The sequence below is a fragment of the Streptomyces sp. NPDC053069 genome (assembly GCF_044546895.1).
Lineage (GTDB): Bacteria > Actinomycetota > Actinomycetes > Streptomycetales > Streptomycetaceae > Streptomyces.
Genome location: NZ_JBITZN010000002.1, coordinates 542,404 through 560,456, shown reverse-complemented (window position 1 = coordinate 560,456; position 18,053 = coordinate 542,404). Strand labels below are relative to the sequence as shown.

Genomic DNA, 18,053 nt, shown 5'->3' with positions numbered 1-18,053 from the left:
AACTGGGCGAGATGAGCGGCGATGGAGCGACAGTCGACGTACACGGCCACGGCCACCATCGATGAGCAGGGCATTCTCACGGGCTGGAGCGAAGGCGCACAGCGGCTGCTCGGTTATGACTCCCCGGCCGTCGTCGGACGGCCCGCCACCGTGCTGCTCGCCGCCGAGGTCTCGGCGGCGCGCCGGGTCCTGGCCGGCCGCGAACGCTGGAACGGCACCGTGCCGCTGCGCCACCGCGACGGCCGGCGGCTGGAACTGGGGGTGCTCGCGCACCGCCGGACCTCGGCCACCGGAGTCACCGACTGGCTCGTGGTGAGCGCCGTGACGGCCCGGTCGCAGCCGCCCCGGGGCGAACCACTGGAGGAGTGGACGTTCCTGCAGTCCCCCTTCCCACTGGCGATCTTCGACGCCGATCTGCGGCTGGTGCGCGCCAACCGCCGGATGGAACACGCCCTCGCCCTGCCCGAGGCCGCGATGCGCGGACTGCGGCTGCCGCACATCGCGCCCGGCGCCGCGAGCGAGGAGGCCGACCGGTCGATGCGGCTCGCCCTGGAGTCCGGCCGGCCGCAGGAGGCCACGGCCGGGCTCGGCGCGGAAGGGAGCGGAACCGCCGTGCTCACCCCGCTGAAGGACGCCGGAGGCCGGGTGCGCGCGGTCTGCCTGTCCACGCAGGCGCCCGGCCAGGACGCCGTCGGCCCGTCACAGGCGGCGGACGAGAGCAGCTCGCGCGTCGGCCCGGCGGCGGACCAGGCCCGTGCCGCGCAGGAACTCGGCGAGGTCACGGTCCCGCGGCTCGCCGACGTCATGGCGGTCGACCTGCTGGACTCGCCCCGCGACGCGGACGAGGAGCCCGAGCAGCCCGGTCCCGTGGTGCTGCGCCGCGCCGCGCTGCGCGCCGTCCCGGACGGCCACGGACCCGCCTACGGCGCCGGCCCGGGCGAGGCGGTCGTCTGCCCGGTGGACTCCCCGCCGGCCCAGTGCCTCGCGGCGAGCCGGCCGCTGCTGTACGACACGACGGACCCGGTCGTCGCCGAGTGGGCGGCGGTGGACCCGGGCGCGGCGTGGCTGCGCGCGTCCGGGACGCGTTCGCTGCTGGCGGCGCCGCTGCTCGCCCAGGGCAGCGCGCTCGGCGTGGCGCTCTTCGGCCGGCGCCCCGACCGGGGGCCGTTCGGCCCGGAGGAGCTGCGGCTGGCCCAGGAGTTCACGGCCAGGGCGGCCGCCGGCATCCGGCAGACCCGGGGCTTCGCACGGGCCCGTACCACCACCATGGCCCTCCAGCAGAGCCTGCTCCCGCACACGCTGCCCGACCAGGCGGCCCTGGAGATCGCCACCCGCTATCTGCCCGCCGCGGCCCGGGCCGGCGTGGGCGGCGACTGGTTCGACGTGATCCCGCTGTCCGGGGCGCGGGTCGCGCTCGTCGTGGGCGACGTGGTGGGCCACGGCATCCGCGCCTCGGCCACCATGGGCCGGCTGCGCACGGCCGTGCGCACCCTGGCCGACGTCGATCTGCCGGCCGACGAACTCCTCACCCACCTCGACGACCTGGTGCTGCGGCTCGCCGCCGACGAGGGCAGCGCGGACCCGGCCGCCGATACCGCCGGCGGTATCGGCACCACCTGTCTGTACGCCGTCTACGACCCGGTCTCGCGCCGGTGCACGCTCGCCCGGGCCGGCCATCCGCCGCCCGCCGTGGTCACGCCGGACGGCGCCGTACGCTTCCTCGACGTGCCCGCGGGGCCACCGCTCGGGCTCGGCGGGCTGCCCTTCGAGGCCAGCGAGACCGAACTGCCCGAGGGCAGCCTGCTCGCGCTCTACACCAACGGGCTCTTCGAGGCCCGTGAGCACGACATCGACGAGGCGCTGGACAAGATGTTCGCCGCACTCGGCCGGCCCGCGACCACGCTGGACGCCGTCTGCGACCGGGTGCTGACCGAGCTGCTGAGCCACCGCCCCGACGACGACATCGCCCTGCTCGTCGCCCGCACCCGGGTGCTGCACGAGGACCGGGTCGCCGCCTGGCAGCTGGCGGACGACCCCACGGACGTCTCGCGGGCCCGCCGCCTGGCCTGCGATCAGCTGTCCGTGTGGGGACTGGACGAGGCCGTCTTCCCCACCGAGCTGATGGTCAGCGAGCTGGTCACCAACGCCATGCGGTACGGCCGCCCGCCCATCCGGCTCCGGCTGATCCACCAGGACTCGACCCTGATCTGCGAGGTGTACGACTCCAGCGGCACCACCCCGCACATGCGGCGCGCCCGCATCTTCGACGAGGGCGGCCGGGGCCTGCTGCTGGTCGCCCAGCTGGCCGACCGCTGGGGCACCCGGCACGACCGGGTCGGCAAGACGGTGTGGGCGGAGCAGTCGCTGGCCGGCGCCGCGGGCTGACCGGCCGCTGCCACCGTCGCCCCACGGCCGCCGTTGCCGCAGCTCGCGCAGGCGCCGGCGCAGAGCCCGACGGCGGCGGCCGGCCTCCGGCGCGGACCGGCGGCCGAAGGCGTCGTCGCGCGTGCACGGCGGGGCGAGCAGCCCGAGCGGGTACGGCGAGGGCCCGGGCCTCCCTCACGGGACCCGGGCCCTCCCTCATCCGGCAGCGTCCGTCACGCCGCCACCGGAACCTCCGGCGCCGCGCCGTTCGTCGCGGGCGCGAGCGCCAGCTCCAGAACCTGGCGGACGTCGGTCACGGTGTGGACGTCCAGCTTGTCCAGCACCTCGGCCGGGACGTCGTCCAGGTCGGGCTCGTTGCGCTTGGGGATGATCACGGTGGTCACCCCGGCGCGCTGTGCGGCGAGCAGTTTCTGCTTCACGCCGCCGATGGGCAGGACCCGGCCGGTCAGGGAGACCTCGCCCGTCATCGCCACGTCCGTGCGCACGAGCCGTCCGCTCAGCAGGGACGCCAGCGCCGTCGTCATCGTGATGCCGGCGCTCGGGCCGTCCTTGGGGACCGCGCCCGCCGGGAAGTGGATGTGCACACCCCGGTCCTTCAAGTCGCCGACCGGGAGCTCCAGTTCGGCTCCGCGGCTGCGCAGGAAGCTCACCGCGATCTGGGCGGACTCCTTCATCACGTCACCGAGCTGACCGGTCAGGGTCAGGCCCGCCGCACCCGTCTCCGGGTCGGCGAGGGACGCCTCCACGAAGAGGACGTCACCGCCGGCGCCGGTGACCGCGAGGCCGGTCGCCACACCCGGGACGGACGTACGGCGCTCGGCCGGGTCCTGGGCGGACTCGGGCACGTGGCGCGGACGTCCGATCAGGCCGCGCAGGTCCTCGTCCCGGACGGTGAAGGGCAGTTCCCGCTCGCCGAGTTCGTGCTGGGCCGCGACCTTGCGCAGCAGGCGTGCGATCGAGCGCTCCAGGGTGCGCACGCCGGCCTCGCGCGTGTATTCGCCGGCCAGTTTGCGCAGGGCGCTCTCGTCCAGGGCGACCTCGTCCCTGCCGAGTCCCGCCCGCTCCAGCTGGCGCGGGAGCAGGTGGTCACGGGCGATGACGACCTTCTCGTCCTCGGTGTAGCCGTCCAGGCGGACGATCTCCATACGGTCGGCGAGCGCCTCCGGGATGGCCTCCAGGACGTTGGCGGTGGCCAGGAAGACCACGTCCGACAAGTCGAGTTCGACCTCCAGGTAGTGGTCCCGGAAGGTGTGGTTCTGCGCCGGGTCCAGGACTTCGAGCAGGGCCGCGGCCGGGTCGCCGCGGAAGTCGGAACCCACCTTGTCGATCTCGTCCAGCAGGACCACCGGGTTCATCGACCCGGCCTCCTTGACGGCGCGCACGATCCGGCCGGGCAGCGCGCCGACGTAGGTACGGCGGTGGCCGCGGATCTCGGCCTCGTCGCGGACGCCGCCGAGGGCCACGCGCACGAACTTGCGGCCCATGGCGTGGGCGACGGACTCGCCGAGGCTGGTCTTGCCGACACCGGGCGGGCCGACCAGGGCCAGTACGGCACCGCCGCGCCGGCCGCCGATCACGCCGAGCCCGCGCTCACTGCGCCGCTTGCGCACCGCGAGGTACTCGGTGATGCGCTCCTTCACGTCCTGCAGACCGGCGTGCTCGGCGTCCAGGACCGCCTTGGCACCCTGGATGTCGTACACGTCCTCGGTGCGGGAGTTCCACGGGAGTTCGAGGACCGTGTCCAGCCAGGTCCGGATCCAGGAGCCCTCCGGCGACTGGTCGGAGGCCCGCTCCAGCTTGTCGACCTCCTTCAGGGCGGCCTCGCGGACCTTCTCCGGCAGGTCGGCGGCCTCCACGCGGGCCCGGTAGTCGTCGGACTCCTCGCCCTCCGACTCGCCGTTCAGCTCGCGCAGTTCCTTGCGGACGGCCTCCAGCTGGCGGCGCAGCAGGAATTCCCGCTGCTGCTTGTCGACGCCCTCCTGGACGTCCTTGGCGATGGTCTCGGCCACGTCCTGCTCGGCGAGGTGGTCGCGGAGCTGCTGCGTGGCGAGCTTCAGCCGGGCCACCGGCTCGGCGGTCTCCAGCAGTTCGAGCTTCTGTTCGGTGGTGAGGAACGGCGAGTAGCCGGAGTTGTCGGCGAGCGCGGAGACGCCGTCGATGGCCTGGACCCGGTCCACGACCTGCCAGGCGCCGCGCTTCTTCAGCCAGGTGGTGGCGAGCGCCTTGTATTCCTTGACGAGGTCCGCGACCTGACCCGGCAGCGGGTCGGGGACGTTCTCGTCGATGCGGGCGCCCTCGACCCACAGGGCCGCGCCGGGGCCGGTGGTGCCGGCGCCGATCCGCACGCGGCTGCGGCCGCGGATCAGAGCCCCCGGGTCACCGTCGGCCAGCCGGCCGACCTGCTCGACCGTGCCCAGCACACCGGTCTTCGCGTACGTGCCGTCGATACGGGGCACCAGCAGCACCTTGGGCTTCCCGGGCGCGGACCGGGCGGCGGCCTGTGCGGCCTCCACCGCGGCCCGCACCTCGGCGTCGCTCAGGTCCAGCGGAACCACCATGCCGGGCAGCACGACCTCGTCGTCGAGCGGCAGCACGGGCAGGACGAGCGTGAACGCCGGTGACTCAGTAGCCATGATCTCCCCTTCGGCAGTCAAGTTGAGCTATGCCGACTCAACTGCTGGGGGGTTGCCGGTGTTCCCTTCGATTGTTCGCTGTGAGCGATCAACAAGTACTGCGGCCCAGGAAGGCCAGGAGGCGGATGTGCGGCGCCGCGTCCGCCGGTGCCGGGAGCTCCGGGCCGAAGACCCCCGGCACCCGGAACGAGTCGAAGCCCGGCGTCTGCCGCATCGTCGTGAGCAGGTGCTCGCACAGGTCCTCGTCCAGGAGGGACTCGCCTCCGGTGGCGACCGCGATGTCGACCCCGTGGACACAGACCTCGGTGAGGTGGACCAGTGCGGCGACCGGGCCGGGCAGGGGGCCGAGCGCGATGCGGACCGTGGTGTCGAGGGCGCCGGGGCGGGTCCAGGCCGCGAGGTCCGCCGCTGCTGCCGCCCGGTACGCGGCCTTCGGGTCCTCGCCCAGCCAGTCGTCCTCGTGCGCCCGGCCCGGCTCGGTGCCGTTCAGGAGGGCGGCGAAGATGTGCATACCGCCCACGGTGTGGTTGAGGACGGTGTGAACGTCCCACGGTTTGCAGGGCGTCGCGATCCGCCACTGGGTGTCGGCGACGGCGTCCACCACGCGGCCGGTCACCTCGACCGCCCATTCGATCCGGGCAACGACATCCGTCATGTGATCCTCCCCCTGTCCCGCCGGAGCCCTGTGCTCCGACCGCAGCACAGGGCTACACCATCGAGCGGGTGTTCACAGGGGAACCGGGGAAACCGCCGGAAGGCGCCGGCGTCGTACGAGCGGCCAGCCGCCGACGCCGATCGCGAGGGCGATCAGGTGGCCCCAGTTCGTCATCGGGTCCTCGAAGGCGATCAGGTCGTTCAAGAGGAGGCCGGTCGCCAGGGCGAGTACGGGCCAGCGGAGCCAGGGGCTCAGGAGGCCGGCCAGGGCGCCGGTGCCGGCGGCGACGCCGAAGCTGATGCCGTAGTCGAGGCGGTGCAGCGAGGTGGGGGGAAGGTGGCCGAACAGGACGGCCAGGCCCACCGGCACCTCGGTCGCGAGGGTGGCCAGGACGTGCCCCGCCAGGAAGACGCAGGCCGCCCGCACACCGCCTATGCGCCGTTCGAGCGCGGTGAGCACCAGCACGAACGCGAGCGCGTACGGCGACAGGACGCCGCCCGCGATCCACAGGGCGCTCGCCAGCAGCACCAGCACGGGTGTGCGCACCAAGTGGGCCACGTCCGTGCTGGAGTTCTGGTAGAGGGTGTGCACCAGGCCCGGGTCGGCCATGGCCGCGACCGTCGAGGTGACGGCCAGGACGGCGCCGTAGGAGAAGGTGAACGGGGTTCCGGTGGGCGTGGGCAGCAGGCGCCACAGCCGCGGGACCCGCAGGGCGGGGCGCGTGTCGGCGGGGGTGGGTGCGGGGTCGCAGGCGGGGACCGTGGCGTGCCGCTGGCGCGGCATGCCGTCCAGCAGGTCCGCGAGCGCGGGTGCCGGACCGGCGACACCGCCGTCGGTGAGCGGAGCGCCCGCCAGGGGCGCGGACGCGGCCGATGAAGGCCCCGTCGCGATCGGTTCCACGGTGTGGCGCTCCTTCCTTCGCGCCCCACCCTTCGCGTTGCGCGGGCCGCTGTCTATGACCGACGCCACGCGAGGGCGGATTCACAGCAACCTCTCACGTACCGGCTGCGTCCGCCCCCGGCCCGGTGCCGGGAGCGTGTGCGTGTCATCCGCAATTCCGGTGCAGGTCATGGCGTGTTCAAGCAGGATGGGGGCATGACTGCTGCCGTGTACGACTCTCCCGTGGTCCTCGACCGGCGTGACGGCCCGTACGGCGAGGTGGTGCTGCGCCGGCACGGAACGCTGCTGCAGATCATCGCCAACGGCTGTTTTCTGATGGACACCTCCGACGGCCGCTCGGAGCGGCTGCTGATGGACGCCGCGTACGACGCGCTGGACGGACGGCCGGAGCCGGATGTGCTGATCGGCGGGCTGGGCGTGGGATTCTCACTCGCACATGCGGCAGCGGACCCCAGGTGGGGACGGATCACCGTGGTGGAGCGGGAACCCGCCGTCGTCGACTGGCACCGGAACGGGCCGCTGGCGGAGGTGTCCGCCGGTGCGCTCGGCGATCCGCGCACCGAGATCGTGCAGGAGGATCTCGTGACGTTCGTCAATGAGACATCCGACACGTTCGACGCGCTCTGCCTGGACATCGACAACGGCCCCGGCTGGACGGTCACGGACGACAATCACAGCCTCTATGCGCCGGCCGGACTCGCCGCCTGCGCAAGGGCGTTGAGACCCGGTGGAGTGCTGGCCGTGTGGTCCGCCGAGCCCTCTCCGGAATTTGAAGGAACCATGCGGAATGCCGGGTTCCGGCAGGTGCGTACCGAAGAGGTCCCCGTTGCCCGGGGCGTTCCGGACGCCGTGCACCTCGGGGTCCGACCTGGATAGCGACAGCACGGCGGATCCCCGTAATGTGCTGCCCTGACGCGGATCATTCAAGCGTCAATCGCAGACATGGGATCACCCCACTGGTTCCGGAAAGCAACAAGCAGGGGCGGGCGATGGAGCAGACACACACCTCCCAGAGCGGCGCGGCGACGACCACCCCGGGCGCACAGCGCCGGGTCCTGGTCGTCGAGGACGACCCCACGATCGTCGACGCCATCGCGGCCCGGCTGCGCGCCGAGGGATTTCTCGTGCAAACCGCGACGGACGGCCCGGCCGCCGTCGACACGGCCGAGGCCTGGCAGCCCGATCTGCTGATCCTCGACATCATGCTGCCGGGCTTCGACGGCCTGGAGGTCTGCCGGCGGGTGCAGGCACAGCGTCCGGTGCCGGTGCTGATGCTGACCGCGCGGGACGACGAGACGGACATGCTGGTCGGTCTCGGGGTCGGTGCGGACGACTACATGACCAAGCCGTTCTCGATGCGGGAGCTGGCCGCGCGGGTGCATGTGCTGCTGCGGCGGGTGGAGCGGGCGGCCCTGGCCGCCGCGACGCCGCGCAGCGGGATCCTGCGGCTCGGCGAGCTGGAGATCGACCACGCGCAGCGCCGGGTGCGGGTGAAGTCCGAGGACGTCCACCTGACGCCCACCGAGTTCGACCTGCTGGTGTGCCTCGCGAACACCCCGCGTGCGGTGCTCTCCCGGGAGCAGCTGCTGGCCGAGGTGTGGGACTGGGCGGACGCCTCCGGCACCCGTACGGTCGACAGCCACATCAAGGCGCTGCGCCGGAAGATCGGCGCCGAGCGCATCCGCACCGTGCACGGCGTGGGATACGCGCTGGAGACGCCGACTCCATGAGCGGCGCCGGGCGCCAGGCCGCACGGAGGAGCCCCGGGGAGGACCCCTGGGGCGGCGTACGCCCGTTCTCGATCAAGACCAAGCTGGGTGCGCTCGTCGTCATATCGGTGCTGATCACCACCGGACTGTCGATCGTCGCCGTGCACACCAAGACCGAGCTGCGCTTCATCACGGTCTTCTCGATGATCGCCACCCTGCTGATCACGCAGTTCGTGGCGCATTCGCTGACCATGCCGCTGGACGAGATGAACACGGTGGCGCGGTCGATCTCCGAGGGCGACTACACCCGCCGGGTGAGCGAGGGCCGCCGGGACGAGCTGGGCGACCTGGCCCGGACGATCAACGTCATGGCGGACGAGCTGGAGGCCCAGGACAGCCAGCGCAAGGAGCTGGTCGCGAACGTCTCCCACGAACTGCGCACCCCCATCGCCGGGCTGCGCGCCGTGCTGGAGAACATCGTCGACGGGGTCACCGAGGCCGACCCCGAGACCATGCGGACGGCCCTGAAGCAGACCGAGCGGCTCGGCCGGCTGGTGGAGACCCTGCTGGACCTGTCCCGGCTCGACAACGGCGTCGTCCCGCTGAAGATGCGGCGCTTCGAGGTGTGGCCGTATCTGTCGGGCGTGCTGAAGGAGGCCAACATGGTGGCCTCGGCGCGCGCCGGCATCGCCTCCGGCTCCGGCAGCCACACCCGCACCGACGTCCATCTGCACCTGGACGTCTCCCCGCCGGAGCTGACCGCGCACGCGGATCCCGAGCGCATCCACCAGGTCGTCGCCAACCTGATCGACAACGCGGTCAAGCACAGCCCGCCGCACGGCCGGGTGACGGTGAAGGCGCGGCGCGGGCCGCAGCCGGAGTCGCTGGAGCTGGAGGTCCTGGACGAGGGCCCGGGGATCCCGCGATCGGAATGGCACAAGGTGTTCGAGCGGTTCAACCGGGGCGCGGCGACCCGGCCGCACGGCCCGGGCAGCGACGGCGGTACGGGCCTCGGTCTGGCGATCGCCCGCTGGGCGGTGGATCTGCACGGCGGCCGGATCGGAGTGGCCGAATCCGAGCGCGGCTGCCGGATCATCGTCACTCTTCCGGGACTGACTTCCGCCCCGAGTTGACGTAAAGTCCGATCCGGAAGCACAAGATCCACGACGGTCGCTGCCGTTCCGTGCAGCTGGACACGTGTGATCAGGGCAGGCCCGCGCCACCCGTCGAACGAAGGCGCGCCGGGCCGGCGCCGGTGCACCCTCCCACATGCGGAACCACGCTTGTTTCCCGCCATATCAAGCCCTGAAACAAGATTTCCGATGTGACTTACACGACGATGACCTTGCTCGACCTGACCTTCCCCGCCATGGAGGCGTAGCCTTTATTCCCGCTGTCCATCACCTTGTGAAGCGGAAGAGGGCGGTTGCCGCCGTGTCGCCACAGTCCCCCAGTAACTCGAGCATCTCGACCGACGACCAAGCCGGGAAGAACCCCGCTGCCGCGTTCGGTCCGAACGAGTGGCTCGTCGACGAGATCTATCAGCAGTACCTCCAGGACCCGAATTCGGTAGACCGCGCCTGGTGGGACTTCTTCGCCGATTACAAGCCGGGTGCTCCTGCCTCCCCGGCTGCGGCGGGTACTGCGGCCGCGGGGGCCGCAGAGACCACCTCCACGGCCCCCCAGGCCCAGCCCGCGGCCCCGGCCCCCCAGGCCGCCGCCCCGGCTCCCGCAGCCCCGAAGCCCGCTGCGGCTCCCGCGCCCGCGGCGAAGGCCGCGGCCCCTGCCCCGGCCAGGCCGGCGACGCCCGCACAGGCGCCGGCCCAGCCCAAGGCGAAGGCCGCCCCCGCCGCCGAGGCCCCCGAGGGCCCGGAGCTGATCACGCTGCGCGGCCCGGCCGCCGCCGTCGCGAAGAACATGAACGCCTCGCTGGAGCTGCCGACCGCCACCTCGGTCCGCGCCGTCCCGGTGAAGCTGCTGTTCGACAACCGCATCGTCATCAACAACCACCTCAAGCGCGCCCGCGGCGGGAAGATCTCCTTCACGCACCTCATCGGGTACGCGATGGTGCAGGCCATCAAGGCCATGCCGTCGATGAACTGGTCGTTCGGCGAGAAGGACGGCAAGCCGACCCTCGTCAAGCCGCCGCACGTCAACCTGGGCCTCGCCATCGACCTGGTGAAGCCCAACGGCGACCGCCAGCTCGTCGTGGCCGCCATCAAGAAGGCCGAGACGCTGAACTTCTTCGAGTTCTGGCAGGCCTACGAGGACATCGTCCGCCGCGCCCGTGACGGCAAGCTGACGATGGACGACTTCACCGGTGTCACGGTCTCCCTGACCAACCCCGGCGGCCTCGGCACCGTCCACTCGGTCCCGCGTCTGATGCCCGGCCAGTCCGTGATCATGGGCGTCGGCTCCATGGACTACCCGGCGGAGTTCCAGGGCACCAGCCAGGACACCCTGAACAAGCTCGGCATCTCGAAGGTCATGACGCTCACGTCGACCTACGACCACCGGGTCATCCAGGGCGCCGCCTCCGGCGAGTTCCTGCGCCAGGTCGCGAACCTGCTGCTCGGCGAGAACGGCTTCTACGACGACATCTTCGAGGCGCTGCGCATCCCCTACGAGCCGGTCCGCTGGCTCAAGGACATCGACGCCAGCCACGACGACGACGTCACCAAGGCCGCCCGCGTCTTCGAGCTGATCCACTCCTACCGGGTCCGCGGCCACGTCATGGCCGACACCGACCCGCTGGAGTACCGCCAGCGCAAGCACCCCGACCTGGACATCGTCGAGCACGGCCTCACCCTGTGGGACCTGGAGCGCGAGTTCGCCGTCGGCGGCTTCGCCGGCAAGTCGATGATGAAGCTGCGCGACATCCTCGGCGTGCTGCGCGACTCGTACTGCCGCACCACCGGCATCGAGTTCATGCACATCCAGGACCCGAAGCAGCGCAAGTGGATCCAGGACCGCGTCGAGCGCGGCCACTCCAAGCCGGAGCGCGAGGAGCAGCTGCGCATCCTGCGCCGGCTGAACGCGGCGGAGGCCTTCGAGACCTTCCTGCAGACGAAGTACGTCGGCCAGAAGCGGTTCTCGCTGGAGGGCGGCGAGTCCGTCATCCCGCTGCTGGACGCGGTGATCGACTCCGCGGCCGAGTCCCGCCTGGACGAGGTCGTCATCGGCATGGCCCACCGTGGCCGCCTGAACGTGCTGGCGAACATCGTCGGCAAGTCATACGCGCAGATCTTCCGCGAGTTCGAGGGCAACCTCGACCCGAAGTCGATGCACGGCTCCGGCGACGTGAAGTACCACCTGGGCGCCGAGGGCACCTTCACCGGCCTGGACGGCGAGCAGATCAAGGTCTCGCTGGTGGCCAACCCCTCGCACCTGGAGGCGGTCGACCCGGTCCTGGAGGGCGTCGCCCGCGCCAAGCAGGACATCATCAACAAGGGCGGCACGGACTTCACGGTCCTGCCGGTGGCGATCCACGGCGACGCGGCCTTCGCGGGCCAGGGCGTGGTGGCCGAGACCCTGAACATGTCGCAGCTGCGCGGCTACCGCACCGGCGGCACGGTCCACATCGTCATCAACAACCAGGTCGGCTTCACCGCGGCCCCCGAGTCCTCGCGTTCCTCCATGTACGCGACGGACGTGGCCCGCATGATCGAGGCCCCGATCTTCCACGTGAACGGCGACGACCCCGAGGCCGTGGTCCGCGTCGCGCGACTGGCCTTCGAGTTCCGCCAGGCGTTCAACAAGGACGTGGTGATCGACCTCATCTGCTACCGCCGCCGCGGTCACAACGAGTCGGACAACCCGGCCTTCACCCAGCCGCTGATGTACGACCTGATCGACAAGAAGCGCTCGGTGCGCAAGCTGTACACCGAGTCCCTGATCGGTCGCGGCGACATCACCCTGGAAGAGGCCGAGCAGGCGCTGCAGGACTACCAGGGCCAGCTGGAGAAGGTCTTCACCGAGGTCCGCGAGGCCACCGCGCAGCCGGCCGCCGCCGGCGCCCAGGCGCCGCAGGACGGCTTCCCGGTCGCGGTGCCGACCGCGGTCTCCGCCGAGGTCGTCAAGCGGATCGCCGAGTCCCAGGTCAACGTCCCCGACTCCATCACCGTCCACCCGCGGCTGCAGCCGCAGCTGCAGCGCCGCGCGACGATGGTCGAGGACGGCACGATCGACTGGGGCATGGGCGAGACCCTCGCCATCGGCTCCCTGCTGCTGGAGGGCACCCCGGTGCGCCTGGCGGGCCAGGACTCCCAGCGCGGCACCTTCGGCCAGCGCCACGCGGTGCTGATCGACCGGGAGACCGGCGAGGAGTACACCCCGCTGCAGTACCTCTCCGAGGACCAGGCGCGGCTGAACGTCTACAACTCCCTGCTGTCCGAGTACGCCGCGATGGGCTTCGAGTACGGCTACTCGCTGGCCCGTCCCGAGTCGCTCGTGATGTGGGAGGCGCAGTTCGGTGACTTCACCAACGGCGCGCAGACGGTCGTGGACGAGTTCATCTCCTCGGCCGAGCAGAAGTGGGGCCAGACCTCCGGTGTGGTGCTGCTCCTGCCGCACGGCTACGAGGGCCAGGGCCCGGACCACTCGTCCGCGCGTCCGGAGCGGTTCCTGCAGCTGTGCGCGCAGAACAACATGACGGTCGCCATGCCGACGCTGCCGTCGAACTACTTCCACCTGCTGCGGTGGCAGGTGCACAACCCGCACCACAAGCCGCTGATCGTCTTCACCCCGAAGTCGATGCTGCGTCTGAAGGCGGCGGCGTCGAAGGCGGAGGAGTTCACGAGCGGCGAGTTCCGTCCGGTCATCGGCGACGCGTCGATCACCGACCCGGCGGCCGTGAAGAAGGTCGTCTTCTGCGCCGGCAAGGTCTACTACGACCTGGAGGCCGAGCGGGTCAAGCGCGGCGCGACCGACACGGCGATCATCCGCATCGAGCGGCTGTACCCGCTGCCGGGTGCCGAGCTCCAGGCGGAGATCAAGAAGTACCCGAACGCCGAGAAGTACCTGTGGGCGCAGGAGGAGCCGGCGAACCAGGGTGCCTGGCCGTTCATCGCGCTCAACCTGATCGACCACCTGGACCTGGCGGTCGGCGCGGACGTCCCGCACGGCGAGCGGCTGCGGCGCATCTCGCGTCCGCACTCCTCGTCCCCGGCGGTCGGCTCCGCCAAGCGTCACCAGGCTGAGCAGGAGCAGCTGGTGCGTGAGGTTTTTGAGGCGTAAGCCCTCAAAGCAAGGGCCCGGTACCGAGTTCCCACTCGGTACCGGGCCCTTCGCGTTGTCAGTTCGCCGTCGGTTCGCCTGGGGTTCGAAGTCCCAGTAGGGGCGGTTGCGGGAGCGGGCCGAGAGGGTGTGGACGTGCTGGGGGCCCACCGTGGCGGCGAGGTCGGAGAGGGTGAGGGGGGTGGGCGCGGCCGAGGGTCTCGGTGGCCCTGAGGCTGGTGACCCTGCTGAGTTCGGCGGGGGACTCGGGCTCGCCGACGAGGTTGCGCAGGGCCGAGGCGTTGATGGCACAGCCCAGGGTGTGCGGGTGGCTCTCGCCGAGGGCCGCGGTCATCCCGGCCGGCGCCTCCTCGATGACGGCGTGCGCGTGTTCCCGCTCGCCGACGCTGCGCAGCACCAGGGCGTGGTTGGCGCGGGCCCCGATCAGGAAGCTCGGAGCCGTCCGGTGCGCCCCCGTCGTACCGCTCTGTCGTTCCGCGCCCCCGACGCCGCCGCCCCCGGCACCCCGTGCCCCCGAACGCCGGTCGACGCGCCGGTGCGGGGTCCCTGGACGGCGGAAGGCGGGGGCGCATTGCCGGGGATGCGGGAGCACCGGGACGGGGCGGGCGGTGTGTCCGCGTCCGGCGGACCGTCCCCGTGCCAGGTCACCGTCCCCGTGCCTGGTCAGGGTGACCGTGAGGGCGGCCCTGGCCTCGCCGTCCGCGAGCGACTGGAAGCTCTCGACGCTCGCCTCCACCCGTTCGGCGAACCCAGTGTCCGTGTACGACAGTCCCCCCGACGCGGGCCCCCCGGCGGCGCGGACAGTTCCTCGGCCCCGATATCCGGGCCCACACCGGCGTGCCGTCCGGCAGCTGGATCCGCGCCACCCGCGTCGACTCCGCATTCCTCAACTCCGCGTCCGTCATGCTCCCCGTCCGCTCGCCCCGTCGGGACCGCGCGTCCGCCGAGCCGGACGGCTGCCTATTATTTTCCTGTTCTTGCCAGGCTCCTCAGGCGGAAATGCGGCATCTTCCACCTCTCACAGGTTGAGGGTTCTTCCCGCCCGGGAGCGGCCCTACCCCTGCACTGAACGACGGAGCGGCATCCATGTACTTCACCGACCGAGGAATCGAAGAACTGGAGAAGCGGCGCGGCGAGGAAGAGGTCACCTTCGAGTGGCTCGCCGAGCAGCTGCGTACGTTCGTCGACCTGAACCCCGACTTCGAGGTACCGGTGGAACGGCTCGCGACCTGGCTGGCCCGCCTGGACGACGAGGACGACGAGTAGGCCCGGCAGCGCGCCCCGCCACCCTCCTCCGGCATACGCACCACGCCTGCGCTCCCACGAACGGGTGTCTTGACTTTCCGTGGCCGCGATATATCGTGAAACGAGGAAGACGCGATATGGCGTGTCGCTACGGCGTTCGGTCTGCGCCGCGCCGTACCCGAGGAGGTCCTCATGCCCGAGTGGTCCGTCACCGAGCCCCAGAAGCTGACCTTTGACACCCGCGTGAGCGACCTCCAGGTCCGCGTCGTCAACGGAACGGTGAACGTGGTGGGCACGGACGAGGGCTCCGCCCGCCTCGAAGTCTCGGAGATGGACGGCCCACCCCTCGTGGTCACCCAGCAGGGCGACACCCTCACGGTGGCCTATGACGACCTGCCCTGGAAGGGCTTCCTCAAGTGGTTCGACCGCAAGGGCTGGCGGCGCAGCGCCGTGGTCTCCCTGGCGGTCCCCGCCGACACGCGCGTGGAGGTGGGCGTGGTCGGCGCCGGCGCGGTCGTCTCCGGCATCCGCGGCCCCGCGGTGGTCAAGGGGGTGACCGGCGACACGACCCTGGTCGGCGTCTCCGGCCCGGTCCGCGCGGACACCGTGTCGGGGAACCTTGAAGCCCAGGCGGTCACCGGCGACCTGGCCTTCAAGTCCGTGTCCGGAGACCTGACGGTGGTCGACGGCTCCGGCCGGTCCGTCCGTGCGGACTCCGTCAGCGGCTCCATGATCGTCGACCTGGACCCGGACGGCCCCACGGAGGTCAACCTCACCAGCGTCTCCGGCGAGATCGCCATCCGCCTGCCGCATCCGGCGGACGCCGAGGTGGAGGCGAACACCGCGAGCGGCACGATCTCCAACGCCTTCGACGGACTGCGGGTGCACGGCCAGTGGGGCGCCCACAAGATCACGGGACGCCTGGGTGCGGGCACGGGCAGACTCCGGGCCACCACGGTCTCCGGCTCGATCGCCCTGCTGCGCCGCCCGTCGCGCGAGGACGAGGCGGAGACCGCGGCGGACGACGGGCCCACCGAGCCGCCGCGCGACCCCGCCGCGGCCCCGCATGCGGCCCCGGGCAACGGCACGACCGACAAGAAGGTGCTCTGACATGCCCCCCGTCTTCGCCCACGGGCGCCTGCGCCTGTACCTGCTCAAGCTGCTCGACGAGGCCCCGCGCCACGGCTACGAGGTGATCAGGCTCCTTGAAGAACGCTTCCAGGGGCTGTACGCCCCCTCTGCGGGCACGGTCTACCCCCGGCTGGCCAAGCTGGAGGCGGAGGGCCTGGTCAGGCACACCACGGAGGGCGGCCGCAAGGTGTATGCCATCACGGACGCCGGCCGTGCCGAACTGGCCGACCGCAGCGGCGAGTTGGCCGACCTGGAGCTGGAGATCCGCGAGTCGGTCGCGGAACTGGCCGCCGAGATAAGGGCCGACGTGCGCGGTGCGGCCGGTGACCTGCGCCGCGAGATGCGCGCGGCCGCGTCCGAGGCCCACCGGAGCACCAAGACGGGCGCGGGCACGGCGGGCCCCTCCGGGGAGTACGGCGACCTCGCCGACAAGGAGGCCTGGCGGGTCGCCAAGGAGGAGATGCGCCGTGTCAAGCAGGAGTGGAAGGAGCAGGCCCGCCGGGCCAAGGACGAGAGCCGCCGGGCCCGCGAGGAGGCCCAGCGGGCCCGTCGCCAGGCCCAGGAGGCGCAGGCGCGGGCGCGGGCCCAGGCGCAGCAGGAGATGCAGCGCATCGCGCGCCAGGTCCAGGATCGCGTCCAGGACCACTTCGCGCACGGTGACTGGCCGACAGGCGTCCGCGAGGGCCTGTCCGAACTGGCCAGGGAGCTCGGCGACTTCGGCAAGAACTGGGGCTCCTCCCGCACCCCCGAGGAGCCGGCGCCCAAGTCCGCCGCCACGGTCGAGGACCTGCACTACGTCCCGCCCACCGAGGACTTCCCGGCCGGGTACGAACCCTCCTGGGCGCACGAGGACCTCACTGGCGACCCGGTCCGTGACCTGGACCGCCTCCTGGACCGCTTCCGCGACGACATCCGCGACGCGGCCCGCGACCACGGCGTCACCCAGACCCAGCTCCGCGACGCCCGCCGCCACCTGTCGACGGCGGCGTCCCACATCGGCGCCCTCCTGCGGTCACCGAGACCCTGACGGGAGGCACGGCCGCCGGTGCTCCGGCGGCAGCCCGTGGCCGCTCGCCGGCACCGGTGCGCAAGGGGCGGGCCCGGACACCCGGACCCGCCCGTGAACCGCCCGAAGCGGGAGAGCTCAGGACGTGGTGAGCACGATCTTTCCGAACTGCTCGCCGGAAGCGAGCCGTTCGAAGCCCTCACGGGCGCGGTCCAGCGGCAGCTCCTCGTCGATGACGGGCCGTACGCCGGCGGCGGCGCAGAAGGAGAGCAGGTCCTCCAGCTCCTCCTTGGTGCCCATGGTGGAACCGACGACCTTCAGCTCCAGGAAGAAGATCCGGGTCAGCTCGGCATGCGAGGGCCGGTCCCCGCTGGTGGCACCGGAGATGACGATCGTGCCGCCGGGCCGCAGGGACTTCACCGAGTGGGACCAGGTCGCGGCGCCCACGGTCTCGATCACGGCGTCCACCCGCTGCGGCAGCCGCGCTCCGGACTCCACGGCCTCCACGGCCCCCAGTTCCAGGGCCCGCTTGCGCTTGGCCTCGTCCCGGCTGGTGGCGAAGACACGGAGCCCGGCCGCCTTGCCGAGCACGATCGCGGCCGTGGCCACACCGCCGCCCGCACCCTGCACGAGGACGGAGTCACCGGGCCGTACCCCGGCGTTGGTGAACAGCATCCGGTACGCCGTCAGCCAGGCCGTCGGCAGACAGGCGGCCTCGGCGAAGGACAGCTCCTTGGGCTTGGGCAGGACGTTCCAGGTCGGCACGGCGACCTGTTCGGCGAAGGTGCCCTGGTAGCGCTCGGTGAGGATGGAGCGCGGCTCGTTCGGGCCGACGCCGTGGCCGGTCTGGCCGATGACGGAGTGCAGGACGACCTCATTGCCGTCCTCGTCGACGCCGGCGGCATCGCAGCCCAGGATCATGGGCAGCCGTTCCTCCGGGAGGCCGACGCCCCGCAGGGACCAGAGGTCGTGGTGGTTGAGGGAAGCGGCCCGCACATGGATGGTGCTCCAGCCGGGCCGGGCCTCGGGGGCCGGACGCTCCCCCAACTCCAGGCCGGTGAGCGGCTGGTCGCGGTCGATTCGGGCGGCGTAGACAGCGAACATGCAGCCGACGATAGGCGTGCTGATCAGCCGACGGAACCGCGAGGGCCTGT

General features: G+C 71.9%; 12 protein-coding genes and 1 pseudogene. 8 read left to right on the top strand and 5 right to left on the bottom strand.

The annotated features are described in order from the left end of the window. The first annotated feature begins 21 nt into the window (after positions 1–21). Positions 22–2,385, top strand: a complete 2,364-nt coding sequence (locus ACIGXP_RS06205; RefSeq protein ID WP_399764525.1) for a SpoIIE family protein phosphatase — start codon at positions 22–24, stop codon at positions 2,383–2,385. Between the two features lie 212 nt (positions 2,386–2,597). Here ACIGXP_RS06205 and lon read toward each other — a convergent pair whose 3' ends face one another. From lon to ACIGXP_RS06190, 3 genes are all read right to left on the bottom strand, one after another. Next, a complete protein-coding gene (lon, locus tag ACIGXP_RS06200; protein ID WP_399764523.1) occupies positions 2,598–5,018 on the bottom strand; it encodes an endopeptidase La in 2,421 nt (806 codons plus the stop codon). 88 nt (positions 5,019–5,106) lie between these two features. Then, the gene (locus tag ACIGXP_RS06195; RefSeq protein WP_399764520.1) at positions 5,107–5,673 is read right to left on the bottom strand and encodes a TIGR03086 family metal-binding protein; all 567 of its coding nucleotides are present in this window, start codon (positions 5,671–5,673) and stop codon (positions 5,107–5,109) included. Positions 5,674–5,745: 72 nt separating this feature from the next. Further along, a complete protein-coding gene (locus tag ACIGXP_RS06190; RefSeq protein ID WP_399764518.1) occupies positions 5,746–6,573 on the bottom strand; it encodes a rhomboid-like protein in 828 nt (275 codons plus the stop codon). A 195-nt stretch (positions 6,574–6,768) separates the two neighbouring features. Between ACIGXP_RS06190 and ACIGXP_RS06185 the strand changes: the two genes are divergently transcribed. From ACIGXP_RS06185 to ACIGXP_RS06170, 4 genes are all read left to right on the top strand, one after another. Beyond that, on the top strand, positions 6,769–7,449 hold the full coding sequence (locus ACIGXP_RS06185; RefSeq protein ID WP_363214437.1) for a spermidine synthase: 681 nt from the start codon (positions 6,769–6,771) through the stop codon (positions 7,447–7,449). 113 nt (positions 7,450–7,562) lie between these two features. Next, on the top strand, positions 7,563–8,303 hold the full coding sequence (locus ACIGXP_RS06180; RefSeq protein WP_351623052.1) for a response regulator transcription factor: 741 nt from the start codon (positions 7,563–7,565) through the stop codon (positions 8,301–8,303). Continuing rightward, a complete protein-coding gene (locus ACIGXP_RS06175) occupies positions 8,300–9,415 on the top strand; it encodes a HAMP domain-containing sensor histidine kinase (RefSeq protein ID WP_363214438.1) in 1,116 nt (371 codons plus the stop codon). The genes ACIGXP_RS06180 and ACIGXP_RS06175 overlap by 4 nt, the downstream gene beginning before the upstream one ends. Before the next feature lie 301 nt (positions 9,416–9,716). Next, positions 9,717–13,517 (top strand): multifunctional oxoglutarate decarboxylase/oxoglutarate dehydrogenase thiamine pyrophosphate-binding subunit/dihydrolipoyllysine-residue succinyltransferase subunit, encoded by a 3,801-nt coding sequence (locus ACIGXP_RS06170; protein WP_363214439.1) that lies wholly within the window; start codon positions 9,717–9,719, stop codon positions 13,515–13,517. 81 nt (positions 13,518–13,598) lie between these two features. Here ACIGXP_RS06170 and ACIGXP_RS06165 read toward each other — a convergent pair. Next, positions 13,599–13,947: pseudogene (locus ACIGXP_RS06165) on the bottom strand (ATP-binding protein); the annotation flags it as partial. A gap of 656 nt (positions 13,948–14,603) precedes the next feature. On the opposite strand from ACIGXP_RS06165, the gene ACIGXP_RS06160 reads away from it, so the two are divergent. From ACIGXP_RS06160 to ACIGXP_RS06150, 3 genes are all read left to right on the top strand, one after another. Further along, complete coding sequence (locus ACIGXP_RS06160; RefSeq protein ID WP_003992906.1) at positions 14,604–14,783, top strand: DUF6104 family protein; 180 nt, start codon at positions 14,604–14,606, stop codon at positions 14,781–14,783. 171 nt (positions 14,784–14,954) lie between these two features. After that, positions 14,955–15,872 carry a DUF4097 family beta strand repeat-containing protein gene (locus ACIGXP_RS06155; protein WP_399764513.1) on the top strand — a complete coding sequence of 306 codons (918 nt, stop codon included), beginning with the start codon at positions 14,955–14,957 and terminating at the stop codon, positions 15,870–15,872. A gap of 1 nt (position 15,873) precedes the next feature. Then, a complete protein-coding gene (locus tag ACIGXP_RS06150) occupies positions 15,874–16,920 on the top strand; it encodes a PadR family transcriptional regulator (protein WP_399764511.1) in 1,047 nt (348 codons plus the stop codon). A 117-nt stretch (positions 16,921–17,037) separates the two neighbouring features. Here the strand turns inward: ACIGXP_RS06150 and ACIGXP_RS06145 are convergent, their stop codons facing one another. Further along, positions 17,038–18,003 carry a zinc-binding dehydrogenase gene (locus tag ACIGXP_RS06145; protein WP_363214443.1) on the bottom strand — a complete coding sequence of 322 codons (966 nt, stop codon included), beginning with the start codon at positions 18,001–18,003 and terminating at the stop codon, positions 17,038–17,040. Between the last annotated feature and the right edge of the window lie 50 nt (positions 18,004–18,053).